Origin of the sequence: Wolbachia endosymbiont of Cantharis cryptica (assembly GCF_964277405.1) — a bacterium.
Taxonomy (GTDB): domain Bacteria; phylum Pseudomonadota; class Alphaproteobacteria; order Rickettsiales; family Anaplasmataceae; genus Wolbachia.
This window is the reverse complement of record NZ_OZ195521.1, coordinates 1,276,806-1,295,257: the sequence shown is the minus strand read 5'-3', so window position 1 is coordinate 1,295,257 and position 18,452 is coordinate 1,276,806. Positions and strand designations below refer to the sequence as shown.

Below are 18,452 nucleotides of genomic sequence, written 5' to 3'. Positions count from 1 at the left end.
TGTATTTGCTTTCGCCAATCTGCAGATTAAAAGGTAAGGATTACTTAAGGTATCGGCGTCTTATGTTCAATTTTTTGCAGTACATAGGTACTGTATGTCTTTACAAAACTTCATCTACATCTAGGTTTTTACCTAAATAAGCTGAACGCGCTTACAAAGCGTTACAAGACATCAAAAAATGCCAATACTCGACAGAGATAGTAAAGGACTAGCTAACTCGGGTTTTCTTTGTCTTTTTTTCTGCTTGGTAAACTTCTTAAACACTTGCAGCGCAGGTTAGTTGCGATTAAAAGTAGCTGAATCTCGCTTGTCAGGCGTTTAAAACATAAAAAACGCCAGTACTTTAAAGCGGACAATAATCACAGGGTTCCTTTTGCCTTTTTTTTATTTGGTAAATTTCTTAAATATTTTCTTAAATTTTATAGCTAAACGACAACCGCTGCTTGTTAGCACCGTGGCGGTATGACGTAGAAAGCTATAGTATATAGAAATTCCAATATTGTCTACATCTCTACTTTTCCTGGGTGAGTTCACTTGATTTTTATGTCATATGATGCTAATATATATTATTAGTGAGTTGGGGTATATATGGCTAGGCTCTGTGGACAAAAAATATAAAGAGGGAGAAAAAAAGTGGTAGTTTAACCAAATGAACACAAAAATGGAGAAACTACCGAATGGAATATTATATAAAAGAAAGAAATTGGAAACAAATTTTAGAGTTCATAAAAGGCGTAAAAGGAATGCATAGCAAAGACGAAAAACGTCTAAGAATATTCATAGAAGCAGTGTAGTATATGGCACGAAGTGGTTGCCAGTGGCGGCTTTTGTCTAAAATCTATGGCAATTATAGAAGTGTACATAAACGATTTAAGAGATGGTACGAAAAGGGTATTTGGAAGAATTTATTGGAGTACACAAAACAAGAGCCAGATCTAGAAGCTGTCATAATTGACGGTACGATCGTTAGAGCCCACCAATGTTCAGCTGGCTATACAAAATACTCCAAGGATCAAAGGGCGAAGTAAAGGTAGCTTCACGACTAAGATACATGCACTTGTTGATGCACTTGGCAATCCGCTAAAATTTACTTTAACTGCTGGTCAAAGAAATGAGATTACACAAGCAGCAACATTAACTGAAAACGTCTATAATACCACTGTAGTTGCTGATAAGGGCTATGATAGCAATGCTTTTGTTGCAAGTCTCGAAAGTAAGGGATGTACAGTAGTTATTCCACCCAAACGGAATCGAAAAGTGCAGAGATATTATGATAAGCATATCTACAAAGAACGTCATTTGATTGAGTGTTTTTTCAGTAAAATTAAAAATTTTAGGCGTATTTTTTCTCGATTTGACAAAACATCTGAGGTTTTTATGGGTTTTCTAAATTTTGTTGGGGCTCTTGTATGGCTTCTCTAAAATTTTGTCCACAGAGCCTAGGGAAAAATCGGCTACACTTAAAAATTCATTAGAAGTTTTGGGGGTAAAACAAGAGGAGGAAAAAACACCTAAAAATAAACAAGAGCAGCCTGAAGTTGCGGATCAAGCAAGTAACACTCAAAACAATAACATACAGCCAAGTGACGATGCTTCACAAAATGAAAAGAGGAGCAAACTGCCTATTGTAGCTGCCTCTGCACTGGCAATAGCCGGAGTTGCTTTAGGAATAACTATTGCAGTTTACTTGGAAATGTTGGCAGTAGGAGTAGCGGTTGGAGCTTGTTGTCTGGTTGCTGCTGCAATCGTATATTATTGTAATGAGCCTTCAAAGTCGCTTAAAGATAGCAAGGTCCAAGGGGTTTCTGAAAAGGTTCCACAACCCATTGTGTAAAATTCACAAGACCTATTAAAATATTTTTTTACTTTTCACCGTATATTCCTCAACATATTATCTTTAAGTACTAATAATTAACAATTATGGCATTATTAATAGTTGAGTCACCTGCGAAAGCAAAAACAATAGGTAAATATTTGGGTAAAGAGTTCAAAGTAGCTGCATCTTTTGGACATGTGAGAGATCTTCCAGTGAAGAACGGTTCTGTTGATCCAGATAATGATTTTACTATAAAGTATGAAATTATTGAAAAGGCAGAAAAGTATGTAAAAGAACTGGTAAAAGAAGCTAGTAAAACGTCAGATATATACCTTGCAACAGATCCAGATAGAGAAGGGGAAGCAATAGCTTGGAATGTGATAGAGGCACTAAAGGAAAAGAAAGCAATCAATGATAAAAACAAAATTTATAGAGTAGTCTTTAATGAGATAACAGAAAGAGCAGTGCAAGAAGCAGTAAAGAATCCACGCGAAATAAATATGGACTTAGTGCACGCACAGCAAGCACGCAGAGCTTTGGATTACCTAGTTGGATTTAATTTGTCGCCATTATTGTGGACAAAACTGTCAGGAAGCAAGTCTGCAGGGCGTGTGCAGTCTGTTGCATTAAAGCTAATATGCGAACGAGAAGATGAAATTAGTAAATTTGTATCGCAGGAATATTGGAACATAAAAGCAGAAATGCAAAACAGCAAAAACGAAGCTTTTTTTGCTATGCTAAGCCACTATGACAATAAAAAGCTAGAAAAATTTGATATTAAAAACGAAGAAGAAGCAAAAGACTTAGTCAAGCAAATTGAGTCAAGGCAATATGCTGTAAGCACAGTAGAACGCAAGCAAGTTAAGAGAAATCCGCTTCCTCCATTTATTACTTCAAGTCTTCAGCAAGATGCAGTAAATAAGCTGTATTTTAATGTGAAAAATGTTATGCGCATAGCGCAAAATTTATACGAAGGCATCGATATTGGTGGTGAAACTGTAGGGTTAATAACTTACATGCGTACAGATGGGTTTTATATTGCAGATGAGGCTATAAGCTCAATCAGAGGGTCAATTAAGTCATTATATGGTGATAAATATTTACCAAAGTCTCCTCGTCAATATGTAAAAAAAGTTAAAAATGCTCAAGAAGCACATGAAGCAATTCGTCCAACTGATATCAATAGAACGCCAAATAGTATTAAAGACTATTTAACGCTAGAGCAGTTCAAATTGTATGATTTGATCTGGAAAAGGACCATTGCAAGTCAAATGGAATCGGCAATTCTTGATCAAGTGGTAATCGAAATTAGTTCTACTGATCAGAAGGTAATTCTGCGAGCAAGCGGGTCTAGTATATTCTTTGATGGTTTCTATAAAGTTTATAGAGATAACGCAGATAATGAAGATGAAGGCATGCTACCTACCATGAAAGAAGGAGAAGCGTGCAAGCTGATTTCTGTTGATCCAAAACAACATTTTACTCAACCCCCTCCACGTTATAGCGAAGCAAGTATCGTTAAGAAAATGGAAGAAATCGGCATAGGACGTCCATCAACTTATGCAACAATTATTTCGGTATTACAAGATCGTGAGTATGTTACACTAGATAACAAAAGATTTATTCCAAGCAGTCGCGGTAAAATGGTTACTATATTTTTAAAATCATTTTTTCATCGTTACGTAGAATATGATTTCACAGCACTAATGGAAGAAAAGCTTGATTTAATCTCAAACGGAAATGAAGACTGGAAGAAGGAACTAAGCCATTTCTGGGTGCCATTTTTTGACAATGTGAGCTCTGTTAAGAAAATGACACATGATGAGGTTTTTAGTGGCATTCATGATTTGGTAATTGATTGGTTTTGTTCGGAGGAAGGGAAAAAATATGTTGGCACAAAATGCCCTGTGTGTTCGGATGGAATATTAAAATTGAACTTTGGGCGAAGTGGAGTATTTCTTGGATGTTCTAACTATCCTACATGCAACCATACAAAAGAAATTGTGAATACTAATGAAGCCTCAGAATATCCAAAAAGTTTGGGCGTAGATGATGTAACGGGACAAGAAGTGTTAATCAAAAAAGGTCCTTATGGGCTTTATGTGCAGCTTAATAGTGAATCGGAAAAGAAAAAAATAGTCTCTATACCAAAAGATATAAATGTCAACGATGTTGATCTGAATACTGCAACTAAATTACTCTCTTTGCCAAAAATAATTGGAGAACACCCAGAGACCGGAAAAGAAGTAAAAGTGGGCCTTGGACGATTTGGGTATTATATTTTCTATGATGGTAGATACTTTTCTCTTAAAAAAAGCTCCAAAGAGGTGCTCAATACAGAATTAAGTGAAGCTGTGCAAATTATTGCAAAGAGCCCACGTAAAGAGCTAAAATCTCTTGGTTTGAATGAAAAGGGAAAAGAAATTTTTATCTGCAACGGTAGGTACGGGTTCTATATAAAATGCGGTAAAACAAACGTTGCTTTGGGCAAAAACGCAGATATTGAAAGCATAGATTTGAAGAAGGCTTTGGAGTTGATTAAGAGTAAAAAGTAAATTGTAAAGGTCAAATTAAAAAGAGTGCTTTTTCCCTACAACTGGAGGTTTAGGCAAACTCGTGATGTGTTTTATTTGTCTTCCCAATAACGAAGGTTGGTATAACTACACAGTTGGCAAAAATTCTCTAATGGTCTGAAACAAAATTTTCAATGAGTGATTGTCAGACATGTTATGCTCTGCTGATTTTATCAAGTGCACTTCAACATCGGTTGACTTAATTTCTTCAGCTAAATTTAATGAATTTTGGTAAGGAACATCTTGATCATTAATGCTGTGCAATAAACGCACAGGGGAGTTTATGTCTATTGTCTTTTTGTTTAAAAGACGGTTTTTCCTGCCATCTTCGATCAAATTTTTAGTTATTTTGTATGTACAATGCCCTGAAGTAAAATCTATTACACCTTTAGAATCTAGTTCTTCCTTTTGCTTGCCTGATAATTGCCCGAATATTAAATCTTCGGTGAAATCAGGAGCGGATGATATACCAATTAGTGCTGCAATTCTTTCTGGAAATTGAAGAGCAGTAAGTAACATCAGCCAACCTCCCATACTTGAACCTATAATTATCTGTTTGTCGCTAGTCAATTCACTGATTACTCTAGCGCAATTTTTTTGCCAGTCACTTATTGTGTAATCAGTAAAATCACCGCTTGAATAACCGTGACCAAAGTAATCGAACAACACAAGCGCTATATCATTTTCTTGGCAAAACTTGTAAATGGCAGTTGCTTTAGTTCCATTCATATTGGATGCAAATCCACCGAAAAAAACTATAGAAGCTTTTCTTCCTTGTAGCTTTCGATATGCTATGTGACTATTATTTTCATCAAACAATTTACAGTAATCCATAAGACCTCTCGTATAATCTGCTTTCTGATAGTAATTTTTATGCCAAGATTTGCTTACGCTCCTCAAGTATTCTGCGGTTCATTTCTTCTCTTACCACAAATTGATTCTACAAAAGGTTTACTACTTTGGCAAAGCAACTGGACTATCACTCATTAAACGCAAATAACTGACTAAGTTTGCAACTTCTTGCGGATTGGAAATACCTGCAAACGCCATGCGTGTACCTTTTATATAAACTTTTGGATTCTTTAAAAAGGCAAATAGCTCTTCATATCCCCACTTTCCGCCCTTTTCAAGCACTGCTTTTGAGTAATTGAATGAATTGCCAAGATGTGCTTTTTTGTTTCCAACTATGTTCCATAAGTTTGGTCCTACTTTATTGGCTCCACCTTTTTCAAAACTATGGCAGGCTATACATTTTTTCGCCGCCGACTTGCCTTTCTCAAAGCTAGCATTCTGCATGAGCGCTCCAATATCGAGTGCCACTTGCTCGATTTTTTGCTGAGGTTCATTGCTACCAGCAGCTACTACCGTTTGGTGTTCAATCTTATATTCCTTAGGGCTGTAAAGCATATCAACTACATTGCTGACTATCATAATTATTAGCCCAGAAAGTAAAATCGATGCTGCAATCTTATTAAGCTCCATAATTAACTTTTATCAATTGGTATTACCTAGATTATGCAAGTATTTTCGAAAACAGCAACCAGTTACCTTAAAAAGCAAGTAAAGATAAACGAAATTTTTATTACTTTTAATGAATATTTTATTAAAAGCTTATATTAACATTTTTACTTTAACTTTGTAAAGTTATCCATAAAATGTGCTGATAAAAGAGATTCAATTGTAGAACAAGCTTGAAAATTCTGGTAAAGTAGTTTTATTTACAAAAATGCTACTTGATATTGAAAAGCGCAGCATAACAAATGCACTATGGAAGTTGCAAGAAGCAGATCAAAGGGAAATCTTAACCCTTACTCAGAGGTTTGAGTTACCAGAAATCTTAGCGAGGACGCTGGTTACTCGCGGTGTTAATATAAAAAATGCAGGTGACTTCTTATATCCACTGATTAGATCGCTATTGCCAGATCCATTTCATCTGCTTGATATGGATAAAGCTATCTTTCGCATAATACAGGCAATAAAAAATGGTGAAAACATAGCAATATTCGGTGACTATGATGTTGATGGTGCAACGTCATCAGCATTGATTAACAGATACCTAAGAATGATCGGTATACACTCTATAATCTATATTCCAGATCGTGTTGACGAGGGTTATGGATTAAACGCAGGTGCTTTATTACAACTTAAAAAGAAAGGATTTGATCTATGTATTTCCGTTGATTGCGGTACGCTTGCATATCAACCGATAGAAGATGCAAAGAACTTTGGTCTTGATATTATAGTTATTGACCATCACCTTGGTGCAGAAAAGCTACCAATCGCTGTAGCAGTTGTTAACCCAAACCGCCTTGATGAGAGCTCTCTTTATAATAACCTTGCAGCAGTTGGAGTGTCATTTCTGTTGATTGTTGCTCTTAATAAGAGCCTGCGTGAACAGGAATTTTTTGCCAACAAAAAAGAACCAGATTTATTTGATCTGCTCGATTTAGTTGCCCTCGGCACTGTTTGCGATGTTATGCAGATCACTGGCCTCAATAGAGCATTTGTCTCACAAGGATTAAAGGTCATGTCAGCAAGAAAAAATATTGGCTTGCGCATTTTATTTGATGCTTTAGGAATTCTTGAAAAACCAAGTGTTTCTCGGCTGGGTTTTAATATTGGGCCATGCATAAATGCTGGAGGAAGAATCGGAGAAGCATCACTTGGTGCAAGGTTGCTTTCTACAGATAACGAAGAAGAGGCGCATTCCATCGCACTAAAATTAATAGATTTGAATAATGCAAGAAAAATGCTAGAAAATGAGGCTCTTTTAGAAGCCACAACACAAGTGGAAAAATCTGTGCAATCAGGTGCAAACTTTATAATGGTAAGCGGCAATTGGCACCAGGGAATAATTGGTATAACTGCATCAAGACTGAAGGAGCAGTTTCACTTGCCAATAGTAGTGATATCCTTAAATAATGGAATAGGAAAAGCTAGCTGTAGGTCAATTTCTGGAGTTGATATTGGTGCTGCAGTTCTTTCTGCAAAATTCAAAAACCTGATTATTGAAGGTGGCGGCCATAATATGGCGGCAGGATTTTCGATTAAGGAAGACAAAATAAATGATTTATATGACTTTTTTACTGAAAGGTTTACACACTCCATAAATGACAAAGCTTTAAAAGCCGATGGTGTAGTAACAGTTAAAACAATAAACTTATCATTGTGGAATCAATTGCAACGCTTAGAGCCATTTGGAGCAGGCAATCCTGAACCAAGGTTCATTATTCAGGAAGCAAAAATAAGAAAGCCCGAAATTATAGGAACTGATCACATAAAATGCTTCATTGCTGATGATAATGTCATGGTGAGAGCTATTGCATTTCGTTCTGCAAATACTGAGCTTGGTTCTGCTATCATGCAGGGTAATGTTAAAGCCATTTTAGGTAAAATCTCTATGAATTACTGGAATGGCAATGAATTTATACAGTTTTTAATAGAAGACGTATTGACCATTAGCTGAGTTACCCCACTAAAAACTAGATCCAAGCTTTCTGGCTTTAAGCAATAAAATAGCTACTTACAATAGACCTCTTGCATAACAAACTTTTGGCAGCGCGTTGGAAAAACCGCTTGACAAACTCCGCCAGTCCTCTTATTATGGTACTGAAGGTATTCAGTTATCTTCATCTGTGCAGATTAAACGAAGGAGTATAACGTAGTTGGCGTCTTATTTTTAATTTTTTGCACTATGTGCACCGTATGTCTTTAATAAAACTTCTAGGTTTTTACCTACACAAGCTGAAACGCGCTTATAAAGCGTTTAAGACAGTATAGTACGCCAATTTGCAGGATTAGAGAGTAAGCACTATCTAACACGGGATTTTTTTTGCCTTTTTTCTGCTTAGAAAATTTCTTAGCATTTAAGCTAAGGGTCTGTTGCAGTTTAAAAGTCGCTAAATTGCAGCGTTTAAGACTAAAAAAACGCCAATACAGAAAATAGACAGTGACTAGGGCTTCTTTTGCCTTTTTTCCCATTTAGCAAATTTCTTAAATATTTTCTTAAATTTTATAGCTAAACTGTATTCCAGATGCAAGGCTACTTGGATGACAAAAAAAGAGCACTGGAATGACAACGAAGGGCTACTCAAATGATATCTTTCTGTTTGAGGTAAAACCTACTATACACACTGCCTTCGCAAACGAATGGTTGTATACTTGACACTGAAATCCAGTATGATTTAATTAGCCAAGGAAATGGAGATATTCATATGGTAAAATTATGTAGCGAAACTGGATCCCAGTATTAGCTACTTAGATGACGCCAATTATTGGGTATATAAAAGTTTCCTTACGTTTATTTTGTCGTTGAGCTGACATTTAGCTCATGAAATAACAGAATTCTAATGTGAAGGGAAAAGTATGGTGAGAATAGAATCAGATAGCTTAGGGGAAGTAAAAGTACCAAGTGAGCATTATTGGGGAGCACAGACTCAGCGTTCTTTAGAAAATTTTAAGATTGGCACAGAAAAAATGCCAGAGCCTCTGATTAAAGCGTTAGCAACAGTAAAGCTTGCGGCAGCATGTGTGAACATGAAGCATGGTGCTATAAGTGAGAAAGTGGGAAACGCTATCTGCACAGCCGCAAAGGAGGTAACAGATGGTAAATTCAACAATGAATTTCCACTCGTTGTATGGCAAACTGGGTCTGGAACTCAAACCAACATGAATATGAATGAAGTAATAAGTAATCGCGCAATAGAGATTTTGGACGGTGATTTGGGTAGTAAATCTCCAGTGCATCCGAACGATCATGTGAATTACGGTCAGTCATCAAATGATACTTTTCCAACAGCAATGCATATAGCAGCAGCAAAGCAGATAAATTATTCTCTCATTCCAAATCTTGAAGTGCTATACAAGGCACTGAATGATAAGGTTCAGGAATTTAAAAGTATAATAAAAGTAGGACGTACTCATTTGCAGGATGCAACACCTTTAACATTGGGACAGGAATTTTCTGGCTATGCAGTTCAAATTAAAAAGGGAATAGAGAGAATAAAATCAACTCTGGGCAATATATATGAGCTTGCACAAGGTGGCACTGCGGTTGGCACAGGGCTAAATACTAAAAAAGGCTTTGCTGAAGATTTTGCTAGAGAAGTTGCAAAAATCACCAATCTTCCATTTACTTCAGCAGAAAACACATTTGAAGCATTGGCAGCAAATGATGCTTTAGTTGAATTAAGTGGAACACTCAATACAGTAGCAGTCAGTTTAATGAAAATTGCAAACGATATAAGGTTGCTTGGTTCTGGTCCAAGGTGCGGAATTGGAGAAATAACATTACCGGAAAATGAACCTGGTTCTTCAATTATGCCAGGCAAAGTAAACCCAACTCAGTGTGAAGCAGTAACTATGGTGTGCGCTCAAGTTATGGGAAACCATGTTGCTATAACCATTGGTGGCTTAAATGGTCATTTTGAGCTGAACGTGTTTAAGCCAGTAATAATTTACAATATTTTGCAGTCTATAAGACTTCTGGCTGACGCAAGTTTAAATTTTACAGAAAAATGTGTGATTGATATTAAGGCAAATGAAAAGAGGATAAAAGATTTACTGAATCAGTCGTTAATGTTAGTTACTATACTAAATACGCATATAGGATATGACAATGCAGCAAAAATAGCAAAACTTGCTTACAAAGAAAATATCACTCTAAAAGAAGCGGCAGTAAAACTACAGCTACTCACTGAGGAAGAGTTTGAAAAAATAGTAAAACCAGAAGAGATGGTGAATTTATAGGTCATTAAGCGCCTAAATCAGCTTCCTTTATCTCCTTTATCCTCTTATCTGCCAGTATTTTTAATTTCTCACCGTATCTATAATAATTTTTCTTTATAACATGTAATTCAGCAGCAGCCGAAGGATCTAATTTGGGGTAATATTCGTAATCACAGTTTTCTTCAACGCTCTCAATACTTATAGGCAATGCCAAAAGTGGGAATAGAATTAATAATAAAGTTTGACCTTACCCAGAAAAAGTAGAGAGGAAGTTAAGCCATTTTTATTATGAAAATGATGAATCAAATTTCTCAGGAATGCAATAATTAATAGTAGAATGTCTACGCTGTTTGTTATAAAAAATTTCTATGTACTCAAATATAGCAGTTCTAGTTTGCTGAGCAGAGTGTTGCGAAGTATCAATAAGAAGCTCCCGTTTGAGTGAGCTGAAAAAGCTTTCAACAACAGAGTTGTCATAACAACAGCCTGTGTGACTCATGCTGGAAATGATGTTTTTTGTGTTCAGCAAAAACTGATAATTTTTAGAGGTATATTGTGAACCTTGATCACTATGAAATAGCAGATCTTTGGCTGGTTTGCGCTTATCAACAGCCATCAATAAAGCATCTATAACTAATCGCTTAGTTATTGTACTACTCATTGACCAGCCAACTACCATACGTGAATATAGATCAATTATTGCTGCCAAATATAGCCATCCATCCTTAGTTTTTATGTATGTAATATCAGTTACCCATACTTTATTTGGCTGACTAGTAGTAAAGTTTTGGTCCAATATATTGGGAGTTATAACCCTATTGTCAGTCTGCTGTTTTTTGCTTTTGAATCTTCGCCTCAGTCTAGCTTGAATACCATTTTTTTGCATGATATCCTGCACTGTTTTGATGTTGCAATTTTTACCTAAAGCCTTTAGTTCAGCATGAATCTTAGGTGCCCCATATCTACAATTAGATGCTTGGTATATTTTTTGAATGTCTGCTAGAAGCTGCTCCCTTGTTAATTCTTTGCTGCTTTTCTTCTTACTAGTCCATTTGTAGTAGCCGCTAGCAGATACTTTCAAAATCCTGCATAACTCCTGTACTTTATAGTAGTTTCCATGCTTTTTGATAAATAAATATTTTACTCTTTGTGACTTGCAAAATATCCCAGGGCTTTTTTTTAAATGTCTCTTTCTCTAGTAACTCTTGTTAGTTCTTTCTTTAATTCAAACTTTTCTTTATCACATGGTGCCAACTTTCCCTTACCAGGAAATGCTTCTTCTATTGATCCTTTTTCGTTATATTTTTTTATCCAGTCACTTAGTGTACTGTTATCTATTCCTAAATCTTTAGCTATTTTGCTTGCTGACTGCCCCGTTTCCTTTACCAACTTTATTGCCTCTAATTTAAATTCCACTGTGTAATTTTTTCTGTTCTTTACCATAATAAGCCCTCATAATCATGTTTTATTTTACTTCAAAAATGGCTTAACTTCCTCTCTACTTTTTCTGGGTAAGGTCAAGGTAGTCGTATAATGAAGATTAGATTGTAAGATCCACTGAGGGACTGTACAGCATATTGACATCTTCCTGTGTTTCGTGATCATCCACCACCGTGTAATCAATATTACACTTACCTAGTCCACCTAATATCCTGCTGTTGAAATACTGCTCACCATAACCTTCCATAATAACACTTACATAATCAGCACTGTCAATGTCAGAAAGCTTGTTACATATTTTTGGATCTTTAACTGCGTAGTGTTGTGTAAACTTACATACACTATCTTTATCTTCATCTTTATCTCTACAAAAAGAAAATTTTCCTTCTTGTTTATTATCTGCAGTAATGATAAACCTATTACCTTCTTTATCTTTTGCTGAAAACTCGTTACTGCCCTTATCTGTAGAATATTGTTCCTTTGGAAATGCGAGTGTTAAGTGATATGTCATAATACTACCTTAATAAAAACAATCATTGTAACATAAGGTTATTAATAATATATGTATTATAGCATAATTAATGCGAAGTAGATCTAATAAACTGCAGTAGGTCTACCAGTTGGACCCATAAGAACTATTTGTTCACCTTCTTTAAAATACCTGCATAAATTAGCGGAACCGCCGGTTTCTAGTACAATAGTGGAAATAATTCCTTTTTTTTTGTCTACTTCAGTGCCGGTTACGGCTATACCTTCCATGGCAAGCTTTGTATTATTGACTTTTCTGCTGTTGGTTTCGAAATTTTGCAACCTAAAGAATTGCCCAGGCTGAAAGTTTTTTGCAGCAAGTGGTGCTTTGATTACTATTTCCACAACTTTGTCGGTTAAATATTGAACTTTTATGACCTTTGCAGTGAATTGCTCTTTGATCCTATTAAAGAATTCTTCATTAGCTTGGTGTTCACCGCTTGACCAAGCATTTTTTTTCTGGATCCCAGTGTCACGCACTGGGATGACAGGAGAGGGTGCTGGAACGACAGGAGAGGGTCCTGGGATGGCAGGAGAGAGTACTGGGATGACAGAAATGAAGCTATTAACTCCACTCAAAAGCTGAGAAATAATAGGGTAGCCGTTCTTGGCACTTGCCATAGCTTTTACGACACTGCCACTATATGAAGGATGAAGGTCGCCAAAAAAGCTAATTGTTCTATTGCCTTGCTTATACACTAATATTCTATCTTTATTTTGCATCTTAGGAGATAATATTGGATCTATCTCCCTCCCGAACGAGTCCAAGTGAGTAAAGTACCCATTACTTAATTTAAAATGCTTTTCATCTTCTGTTGCAATAACTGTATTTGGCTCAGTACCTGCTGCTATGAGAATAGAACGTGCTTTTATATATTTGATTTCTCTAGATTTTGTGTCTATCAGTTTTATTGACTCAGTATGACTATATTCATCCGTCACAATTTCAACTGGCTCTAAGTTTTCGATAAAGTAAATCCCTTCTGATAATGCATTTTTTATCTCTTCACTATTTAATCGATAACTTGGCGAATCTTTTAGCTCTTTTCTATATACAACTTTCACTCCCCCCAAGCTTTGCATTAACTCCAATATTTTTGCTTCTCTATTCTCTTTTTTTGCTAACTCTTGCTCTTTTCGAATCAACTGTGCGTGCGACATAAGCTCATTCGCAATTTCGCGTTCTTCTTCTGTCCAATCTTTTTCAACGCAGTCCTTTCCATATTTGTCAACCAATATCTCATACCGGTGAAGAAATTTTTCTACTTGAATCGGATAATACGCTAAAGCTTCAGTAGCGGCATCAATTGCAGTGAGTCCCGCGCCTATGACAACTATTGGCATGCGGACTTGCAGGTTTGCTATGGAATCAAATTTAAGAGCACCACTGAGTTGTAATGACATTAGAAAATCAGATGCCATGCGCACTCCACGAGCTAGTATATTCTTTATCTTGATCATCCGTGGCTTGCCAGAGCCAAGCGCTAGGGCGATATGATCAAAACCCAAGTTAAATGCATCATCAACGGTTACTGTGCCACCAAAACGAATACCTCCATAGATTGCAAAATTTTCACGTCTTTCTAGTAATAATCTAATAATCTTTAAGTAATTCTTATCCCACCGAGAAGTAATACCATATTCTGCCACTCCACCAAATCCACCGGCCGTGCGTTTGCTCAGTTTTTCATGCTTGAAATCTTTGATTGGCTGAAAATTATTAATCAAAGGCTCAATCTTTAATCCATCAATGGCGATAACATTATGCCCATCATTTAATAAATGGTGAGCTAAATTAAAACCCGCAGGACCAAGGCCTACAACTAAGATGTTTTTTCCAGTGTTTTCTTTTGGCAATGGCCGCTGAAAATTTAAAGGATTCCAACGACTAAGCAGAGAATATATTTCAAATCCATACGGCAAATTGAGCACATCATCTAAAATTCTCGTTTCAATCATTGGCACATTCACGGGTTCTTGTTTTTGATATATGCACGAATTCATGCAGTCATTGCATATTCTGTGTCCAGTAGCTGCACATAATGGGTTATCTATCATTACAATTGCAAGACTTGCTATGCTGTATCCTTCGCTTTTCACCAGATTCATTTCTGAGATTTTCTGCTCTAGTGGGCAGCCGTGCAGTTCAACTTTGAGTGGGGATTTTTTAAAGGTATCATTGTTGTTGATTAGCCCCTTTGAGCAGCTATCCTTATTTTGCTTATGACAAAATATGCAGTAGTGAGCATTGTCTAATGCTTTATCTAAACTAGTCTTTTCACTTGTTAAGTCAAAACCATATCGTCTTTTTATTTCGCTTGAATACAATACTTCAACTTTGTCTACTTCTTTTTTAGAAAATGGTATGAGATTTTCGCAGTCAATTTTTTTATGAATACTAAAGAGTATACTCTGTTTTTTTTTCACTCTCCACGCTGCATATTGTGCTGCAAGTTCTATTTCATCTTTGTGGCTTTCTCTATCTTCAAACCAACGCATCACCTGCTCGGCAAAATTTTTTTCTGCTGTTGGTAAAGTGAGAAAGCGATTTAGTTCGTTGGTAACATAATCAATATCTATATTCGTTACATCAGTATATTTCTTCAATGCATAACGTTGAACAAATAACCTTTTGCATTTATATATTACAGCAAAGTCGTTGTGCTTTTTCTTCAACCCCTCTATTTCTTTTTCAACATTGAAAAGTTTTGCAATAAATTCATCAAGTAAATACGAAAGATCTATAATCAACTGGCTATCTGTCATTTGATGAGTTGATGTTCGATGTTCCAGTGTCAAGCATTGGGATGACACCAAAGAGTTTTCTCTTGCTTCGATTAGCGAATAGAGCAAGTTTTCATCACGTGATTTAATATAATTTAAAAATGTCTCATCTAATTTTATTAATCCATCGCGAGTATATAAATTCGAAAATGAGATGTTAAAATTCAGTTGCATTGCTATACTATACAGTGTGCAAACCGTTTTTTACAGATAGAAATTTACTGAACTTATGTATTTTGCAGCATGGCTAAAATTGTCGCTTCTGCAACCTTTTCTTCGCCAACATATGCAACGCACTCAAATTTACATGCACTTAAACGTGCATTTTTAACGTTAGATTGAAGAATCAGTGTGTCCCCTGGAGTAACTGGCTTTCTGAATTTTGCATTTTCAATGGACATAAAGTAAACAACTTTATTTTCTATTGTATTTTGACTTTTTTTACTAAGAACACATATTGCAGATGCCTGAGCTAGAGATTCAATTATTAAGACTCCTGGCATTATTGGATGGCCAGGAAAGTGGCCAATAAAAAACGGCTCATTGAAAGTCACGTTTTTAATTGCTTTTATACTTTTACCGGGATCACATTCTATCACTCTATCTACTAAGAGAAATGGGTAAGAATGTGGTAGTATTCTTATAATATCACTGATATTAAATTGCATAATACCCTTAGAGTAAGTCTAGTTAACGTCTTTCAAAGTGAATTCCGGTATTTCCTTGTTTATGTTTTTTAATACTACATCTGATAAATCAACTTCATCCATAGAGTATAAAACTTGATTTTTCTTTGAAATAAATAGTACCAGATCTATGTTATTTTTTTCTGCCGTTTTTTTAGCAACTTCTTTTATCTTGTTAAAAATACTATCTACTGCGTCTCTATAACTTTCTTCTAAATATGACATTTTTTTAGCGTAATTATCTCTAGCGCTTATAGCATACTTGTTAAATTGCTCTGTCTTTTCTTTTTTTGCTTCTTCTGACAAAAGTTCAAATTCTTCTTTTGAAGGCTTGAATTTTTCTAGCTCACTTTCAAATTCTTGCTGCAGCCTAGAGTTTTGCTCTTTTATTTGCTGTTGTATACTTTGCAGAGCAAGAGATTCATTGATAACTTTATCACTATCAATAATCACAGCTTTTATGTTATACGCACTCTGAGGTTGATGTTTTACAACCTTGTATCCCACAAATAAGGAAATAACTAAGGCAATAACTGATATAGATAATTGTGTGTATTTCATTTAAATCCCCACTTCAATAGAAAATTTAACATTTGACGATGGCATTATATCATAAGGTTCCTTAACTAAAGGGAATCCAAAATCTAATCTAAATCTACCACCAAAAGGAGAAGGCATCGAAAAACCAAAACCTGGTGACACTCTCACAAGCTTACTATCATAGTATTCCCCTTCTTTATACCTTTTCTCTTTATCATCTAAACCAAAAAGCGTTGCGTAGTCAACAAATAATGAGCCTTTGACACCAGCATAGTCATATAGTTTTGGTAATGGAAAATCTACTTGCTGTGTTAAATTAAAATAAGTTTTTCCTCCTAACGAGCTTTTATTTGGGTCTTCTGCTCTTGGGCCAATACCAGAAAGGTCAAATCCTCTAATTTCATTACCCCCTTTAAAAAAGTGCTGGCCAATGTTTAGATCTTTATCGGTATAAGAAAAAATGTGACCTGCCGCCATTTTAAAGCGTAGTGTTATATCATCATCAATTTTGCTTAGTATAGGATGTGTATAAAAAGATAAAAATTCAGATTTGAGAAAATTCACGTTTCCTCCAAGTCCTGAGATATCCTGGCTTAAGCGCAATAAATACCCTTCCCTTGGAGCATATAGGTTATCCAGTTTATTATACGCTAGTGTGTATCCCACTGATGAGATCATATTTTCACGCTGTTGGTCAGTTATTATCTTAGAGATATCCTCGTCTTTTCCACCCTTATTATCCATGTTTATATGGTTATACTTATAAGAGTAGCGAATAGAATTAGTTAGGTTTTCTACAATTTTATATGACAACTTTGTTGAAAATCCCATATTGGAGCTATCGAAAGTAGTGTTTGGCTTATCTTGTTTTTCATAAAACACGCCCGCACCTAGTGATGTATCAGAGTCATTAAAATTATTTTCAACAACTTCTAAATCAGTAGAAAATACGTATTGACTTTTCTCAATGGCAAAAGAGAACTCTTTTCCGCTACCAAATAAATTACGGTCTTTAAAATCAGTTTTAAAAAATGCTCCGCCAGGAAAAGATAAACCTCCTCCTAAATATAACGAGGTGGTGTTTTTTTCTTTAACATTTAAGTTAAGATTCACTGCATTGTCATTAATTGCGTAACTGTTTATTTTTACTGTCTCAAAAAAATCACTACCGATTAGTTTTCTACGTGACTTTTGGATCTCAGATGTATTATACGCGTCACCTTCTGCTATGCTGAGCTTACTTCTGATCACTTTATCTAAAGTACGATCATTACCATCAATTGTAATTTGATTTACATAAATCTTTTTACCTGGCAGCACTCTGTAGGTTACATCTACAACATTGCCATGCTGTGCATATTCTGGATTCACTTTTGCAAATATATATCCTCTCTCATTTAAATACTTGCTTATTTTTTCTACTGCATTACTAATTTTAATCCTATCGAATATTTTGTTATCTTCCTTAGTTATCAGTTCCAATATCTCTTCTTTTAGGTTTAGATCTTGAATTTCAGCTTCAACATTAACTTCATTACTTCCAAATAAATATTGCTGTCCTTCATCAATCAAAAAAGTTAACACCACTTGATTATTATTATCAACCTCAGCAATTGGCTGAATACTATTGTGGATATATCCCTTAGACGAATAAAAGCGATCAAGCAATTCTTCGTTAATCAACAAATACTGTGGTGAATAATGTTTTCCACCTTTAAAAATTGCTCTAAATAACTTATTAAATATATCATTACTTTGTATTTTAATAGCTTGCTCTAGTTCATTTTCCGAAAAGTTTTTATTGCCTATAAATCTTATATCCTTAATCCTAGAGGTTTTACCTTCTTTTATTTTAAAAATTAAATTAACCCTATTGCCATCAAGCTTATTCAGCTCATATTCAATTTTAGCGCCAATCTTACCGTTATTTCTATAAGCAGCGATTAAATTCACTAAATCATTTTGCAATTTTGTTTCAGCGAAAATAGTCAGAGGTTTTGACTGAATCACGTTATTTAACAGTTCTTTGCTTTTAAATAGCTTATTACCTTTTAGTATTACCCTGTTAATCAATGGATTTTCTTGAACTTTTACCACCAAGTTTTTTTCATCGTCGATATAAGCATTAACACTAGCAAATAACTTTGTTTTATATAAGCTTTTTATAATCGAATCTATGTCATCATCGTTTACATAACTACCAGGTTCTAGTTTTATATAAAACTTTATTGTTTGACTACCAACTCGCTCATTACCAATGCATTTGATATCCTTTATCTGTATTTTTTCTTCGTTTTCCAAAGCAAGAAGTAGAGTAGGAAAAATTACTATTAATAATATGTAAAGTAGCTTTTTCAT

General features: G+C 35.2%; 14 protein-coding genes and 1 pseudogene. 5 read left to right on the top strand and 10 right to left on the bottom strand.

Translation table 11 applies throughout. The features are described from left to right. Window positions 1-677 precede the first annotated feature (677 nt). The 3 genes and pseudogenes from ACICP6_RS06395 to topA all read left to right on the top strand — a co-directional run bounded on the left by ACICP6_RS06395 (window position 678) and on the right by topA (window position 4,371). Window positions 678-1,422, top strand: a pseudogene (locus ACICP6_RS06395) (IS5 family transposase). A gap of 4 nt (window positions 1,423-1,426) precedes the next feature. Continuing rightward, window positions 1,427-1,834 (top strand): hypothetical protein, encoded by a 408-nt coding sequence (locus tag ACICP6_RS06390; RefSeq protein ID WP_395463047.1) that lies wholly within the window; start codon window positions 1,427-1,429, stop codon window positions 1,832-1,834. Between the two features lie 86 nt (window positions 1,835-1,920). After that, window positions 1,921-4,371: a type I DNA topoisomerase gene (gene topA, locus ACICP6_RS06385; RefSeq protein ID WP_395463046.1), complete on the top strand. Its 2,451-nt coding sequence runs from the start codon at window positions 1,921-1,923 to the stop codon at window positions 4,369-4,371. 105 nt (window positions 4,372-4,476) lie between these two features. On the opposite strand, the gene ACICP6_RS06380 is transcribed toward topA, so the two are convergent. Together ACICP6_RS06380 and ACICP6_RS06375 are read right to left on the bottom strand one after the other, a co-directional pair. Then, window positions 4,477-5,223, bottom strand: a complete 747-nt coding sequence (locus ACICP6_RS06380) for an alpha/beta hydrolase (RefSeq protein WP_395463045.1) — start codon at window positions 5,221-5,223, stop codon at window positions 4,477-4,479. 120 nt (window positions 5,224-5,343) lie between these two features. Continuing rightward, window positions 5,344-5,871: a c-type cytochrome gene (locus tag ACICP6_RS06375; protein WP_395463044.1), complete on the bottom strand. Its 528-nt coding sequence runs from the start codon at window positions 5,869-5,871 to the stop codon at window positions 5,344-5,346. 244 nt (window positions 5,872-6,115) lie between these two features. Between ACICP6_RS06375 and recJ the strand changes: the two genes are divergently transcribed. Continuing rightward, window positions 6,116-7,855 (top strand): single-stranded-DNA-specific exonuclease RecJ, encoded by a 1,740-nt coding sequence (gene recJ, locus ACICP6_RS06370; protein ID WP_395463043.1) that lies wholly within the window; start codon window positions 6,116-6,118, stop codon window positions 7,853-7,855. Between the two features lie 899 nt (window positions 7,856-8,754). Then, on the top strand, window positions 8,755-10,137 hold the full coding sequence (gene fumC, locus ACICP6_RS06365; protein ID WP_395463042.1) for a class II fumarate hydratase: 1,383 nt from the start codon (window positions 8,755-8,757) through the stop codon (window positions 10,135-10,137). A 4-nt stretch (window positions 10,138-10,141) separates the two neighbouring features. On the opposite strand, the gene ACICP6_RS06360 is transcribed toward fumC, so the two are convergent. The 8 genes from ACICP6_RS06360 to bamA all read right to left on the bottom strand — a co-directional run bounded on the left by ACICP6_RS06360 (window position 10,142) and on the right by bamA (window position 18,452). Beyond that, window positions 10,142-10,324 carry a hypothetical protein gene (locus tag ACICP6_RS06360; RefSeq protein WP_395463041.1) on the bottom strand — a complete coding sequence of 61 codons (183 nt, stop codon included), beginning with the start codon at window positions 10,322-10,324 and terminating at the stop codon, window positions 10,142-10,144. 78 nt (window positions 10,325-10,402) lie between these two features. Next, complete coding sequence (locus ACICP6_RS06355) at window positions 10,403-11,245, bottom strand: IS3 family transposase (RefSeq protein WP_395463617.1); 843 nt, start codon at window positions 11,243-11,245, stop codon at window positions 10,403-10,405. A gap of 50 nt (window positions 11,246-11,295) precedes the next feature. Beyond that, on the bottom strand, window positions 11,296-11,559 hold the full coding sequence (locus tag ACICP6_RS06350) for a transposase (RefSeq protein WP_395462617.1): 264 nt from the start codon (window positions 11,557-11,559) through the stop codon (window positions 11,296-11,298). A gap of 97 nt (window positions 11,560-11,656) precedes the next feature. Further along, window positions 11,657-12,067: a hypothetical protein gene (locus ACICP6_RS06345; RefSeq protein WP_395463040.1), complete on the bottom strand. Its 411-nt coding sequence runs from the start codon at window positions 12,065-12,067 to the stop codon at window positions 11,657-11,659. An 83-nt stretch (window positions 12,068-12,150) separates the two neighbouring features. Next, complete coding sequence (locus ACICP6_RS06340) at window positions 12,151-15,042, bottom strand: FAD-dependent oxidoreductase (protein WP_395463039.1); 2,892 nt, start codon at window positions 15,040-15,042, stop codon at window positions 12,151-12,153. A gap of 53 nt (window positions 15,043-15,095) precedes the next feature. Further along, window positions 15,096-15,536 carry a 3-hydroxyacyl-ACP dehydratase FabZ gene (gene fabZ, locus ACICP6_RS06335; protein ID WP_395463038.1) on the bottom strand — a complete coding sequence of 147 codons (441 nt, stop codon included), beginning with the start codon at window positions 15,534-15,536 and terminating at the stop codon, window positions 15,096-15,098. Window positions 15,537-15,554: 18 nt separating this feature from the next. After that, entirely contained in the window at window positions 15,555-16,115 is a 561-nt protein-coding gene (locus tag ACICP6_RS06330; protein ID WP_395463037.1) for an OmpH family outer membrane protein, read from the bottom strand. Next, on the bottom strand, window positions 16,116-18,452 hold the full coding sequence (gene bamA / locus ACICP6_RS06325; protein ID WP_395463036.1) for an outer membrane protein assembly factor BamA: 2,337 nt from the start codon (window positions 18,450-18,452) through the stop codon (window positions 16,116-16,118).

Bases quoted from the DNA above. Each gene is read 5' to 3' on its own strand.
- ACICP6_RS06345 (WP_395463040.1), bottom strand. From the start codon at position 12,067: ATGACATATCACTTAACACTCGCATTTCCAAAGGAACAATATTCTACA.
- fumC (WP_395463042.1), top strand. From the start codon at position 8,755: ATGGTGAGAATAGAATCAGATAGCTTAGGGGAAGTAAAAGTACCAAGT.
- bamA (WP_395463036.1), bottom strand. From the start codon at position 18,452: ATGAAAAAGCTACTTTACATATTATTAATAGTAATTTTTCCTACTCTA.
- ACICP6_RS06350 (WP_395462617.1), bottom strand. From the start codon at position 11,559: ATGGTAAAGAACAGAAAAAATTACACAGTGGAATTTAAATTAGAGGCA.
- topA (WP_395463046.1), top strand. From the start codon at position 1,921: ATGGCATTATTAATAGTTGAGTCACCTGCGAAAGCAAAAACAATAGGT.
- ACICP6_RS06375 (WP_395463044.1), bottom strand. From the start codon at position 5,871: ATGGAGCTTAATAAGATTGCAGCATCGATTTTACTTTCTGGGCTAATA.
- ACICP6_RS06380 (WP_395463045.1), bottom strand. From the start codon at position 5,223: ATGGATTACTGTAAATTGTTTGATGAAAATAATAGTCACATAGCATAT.
- fabZ (WP_395463038.1), bottom strand. From the start codon at position 15,536: ATGCAATTTAATATCAGTGATATTATAAGAATACTACCACATTCTTAC.
- ACICP6_RS06340 (WP_395463039.1), bottom strand. From the start codon at position 15,042: ATGCAACTGAATTTTAACATCTCATTTTCGAATTTATATACTCGCGAT.
- ACICP6_RS06330 (WP_395463037.1), bottom strand. From the start codon at position 16,115: ATGAAATACACACAATTATCTATATCAGTTATTGCCTTAGTTATTTCC.
- recJ (WP_395463043.1), top strand. From the start codon at position 6,116: ATGCTACTTGATATTGAAAAGCGCAGCATAACAAATGCACTATGGAAG.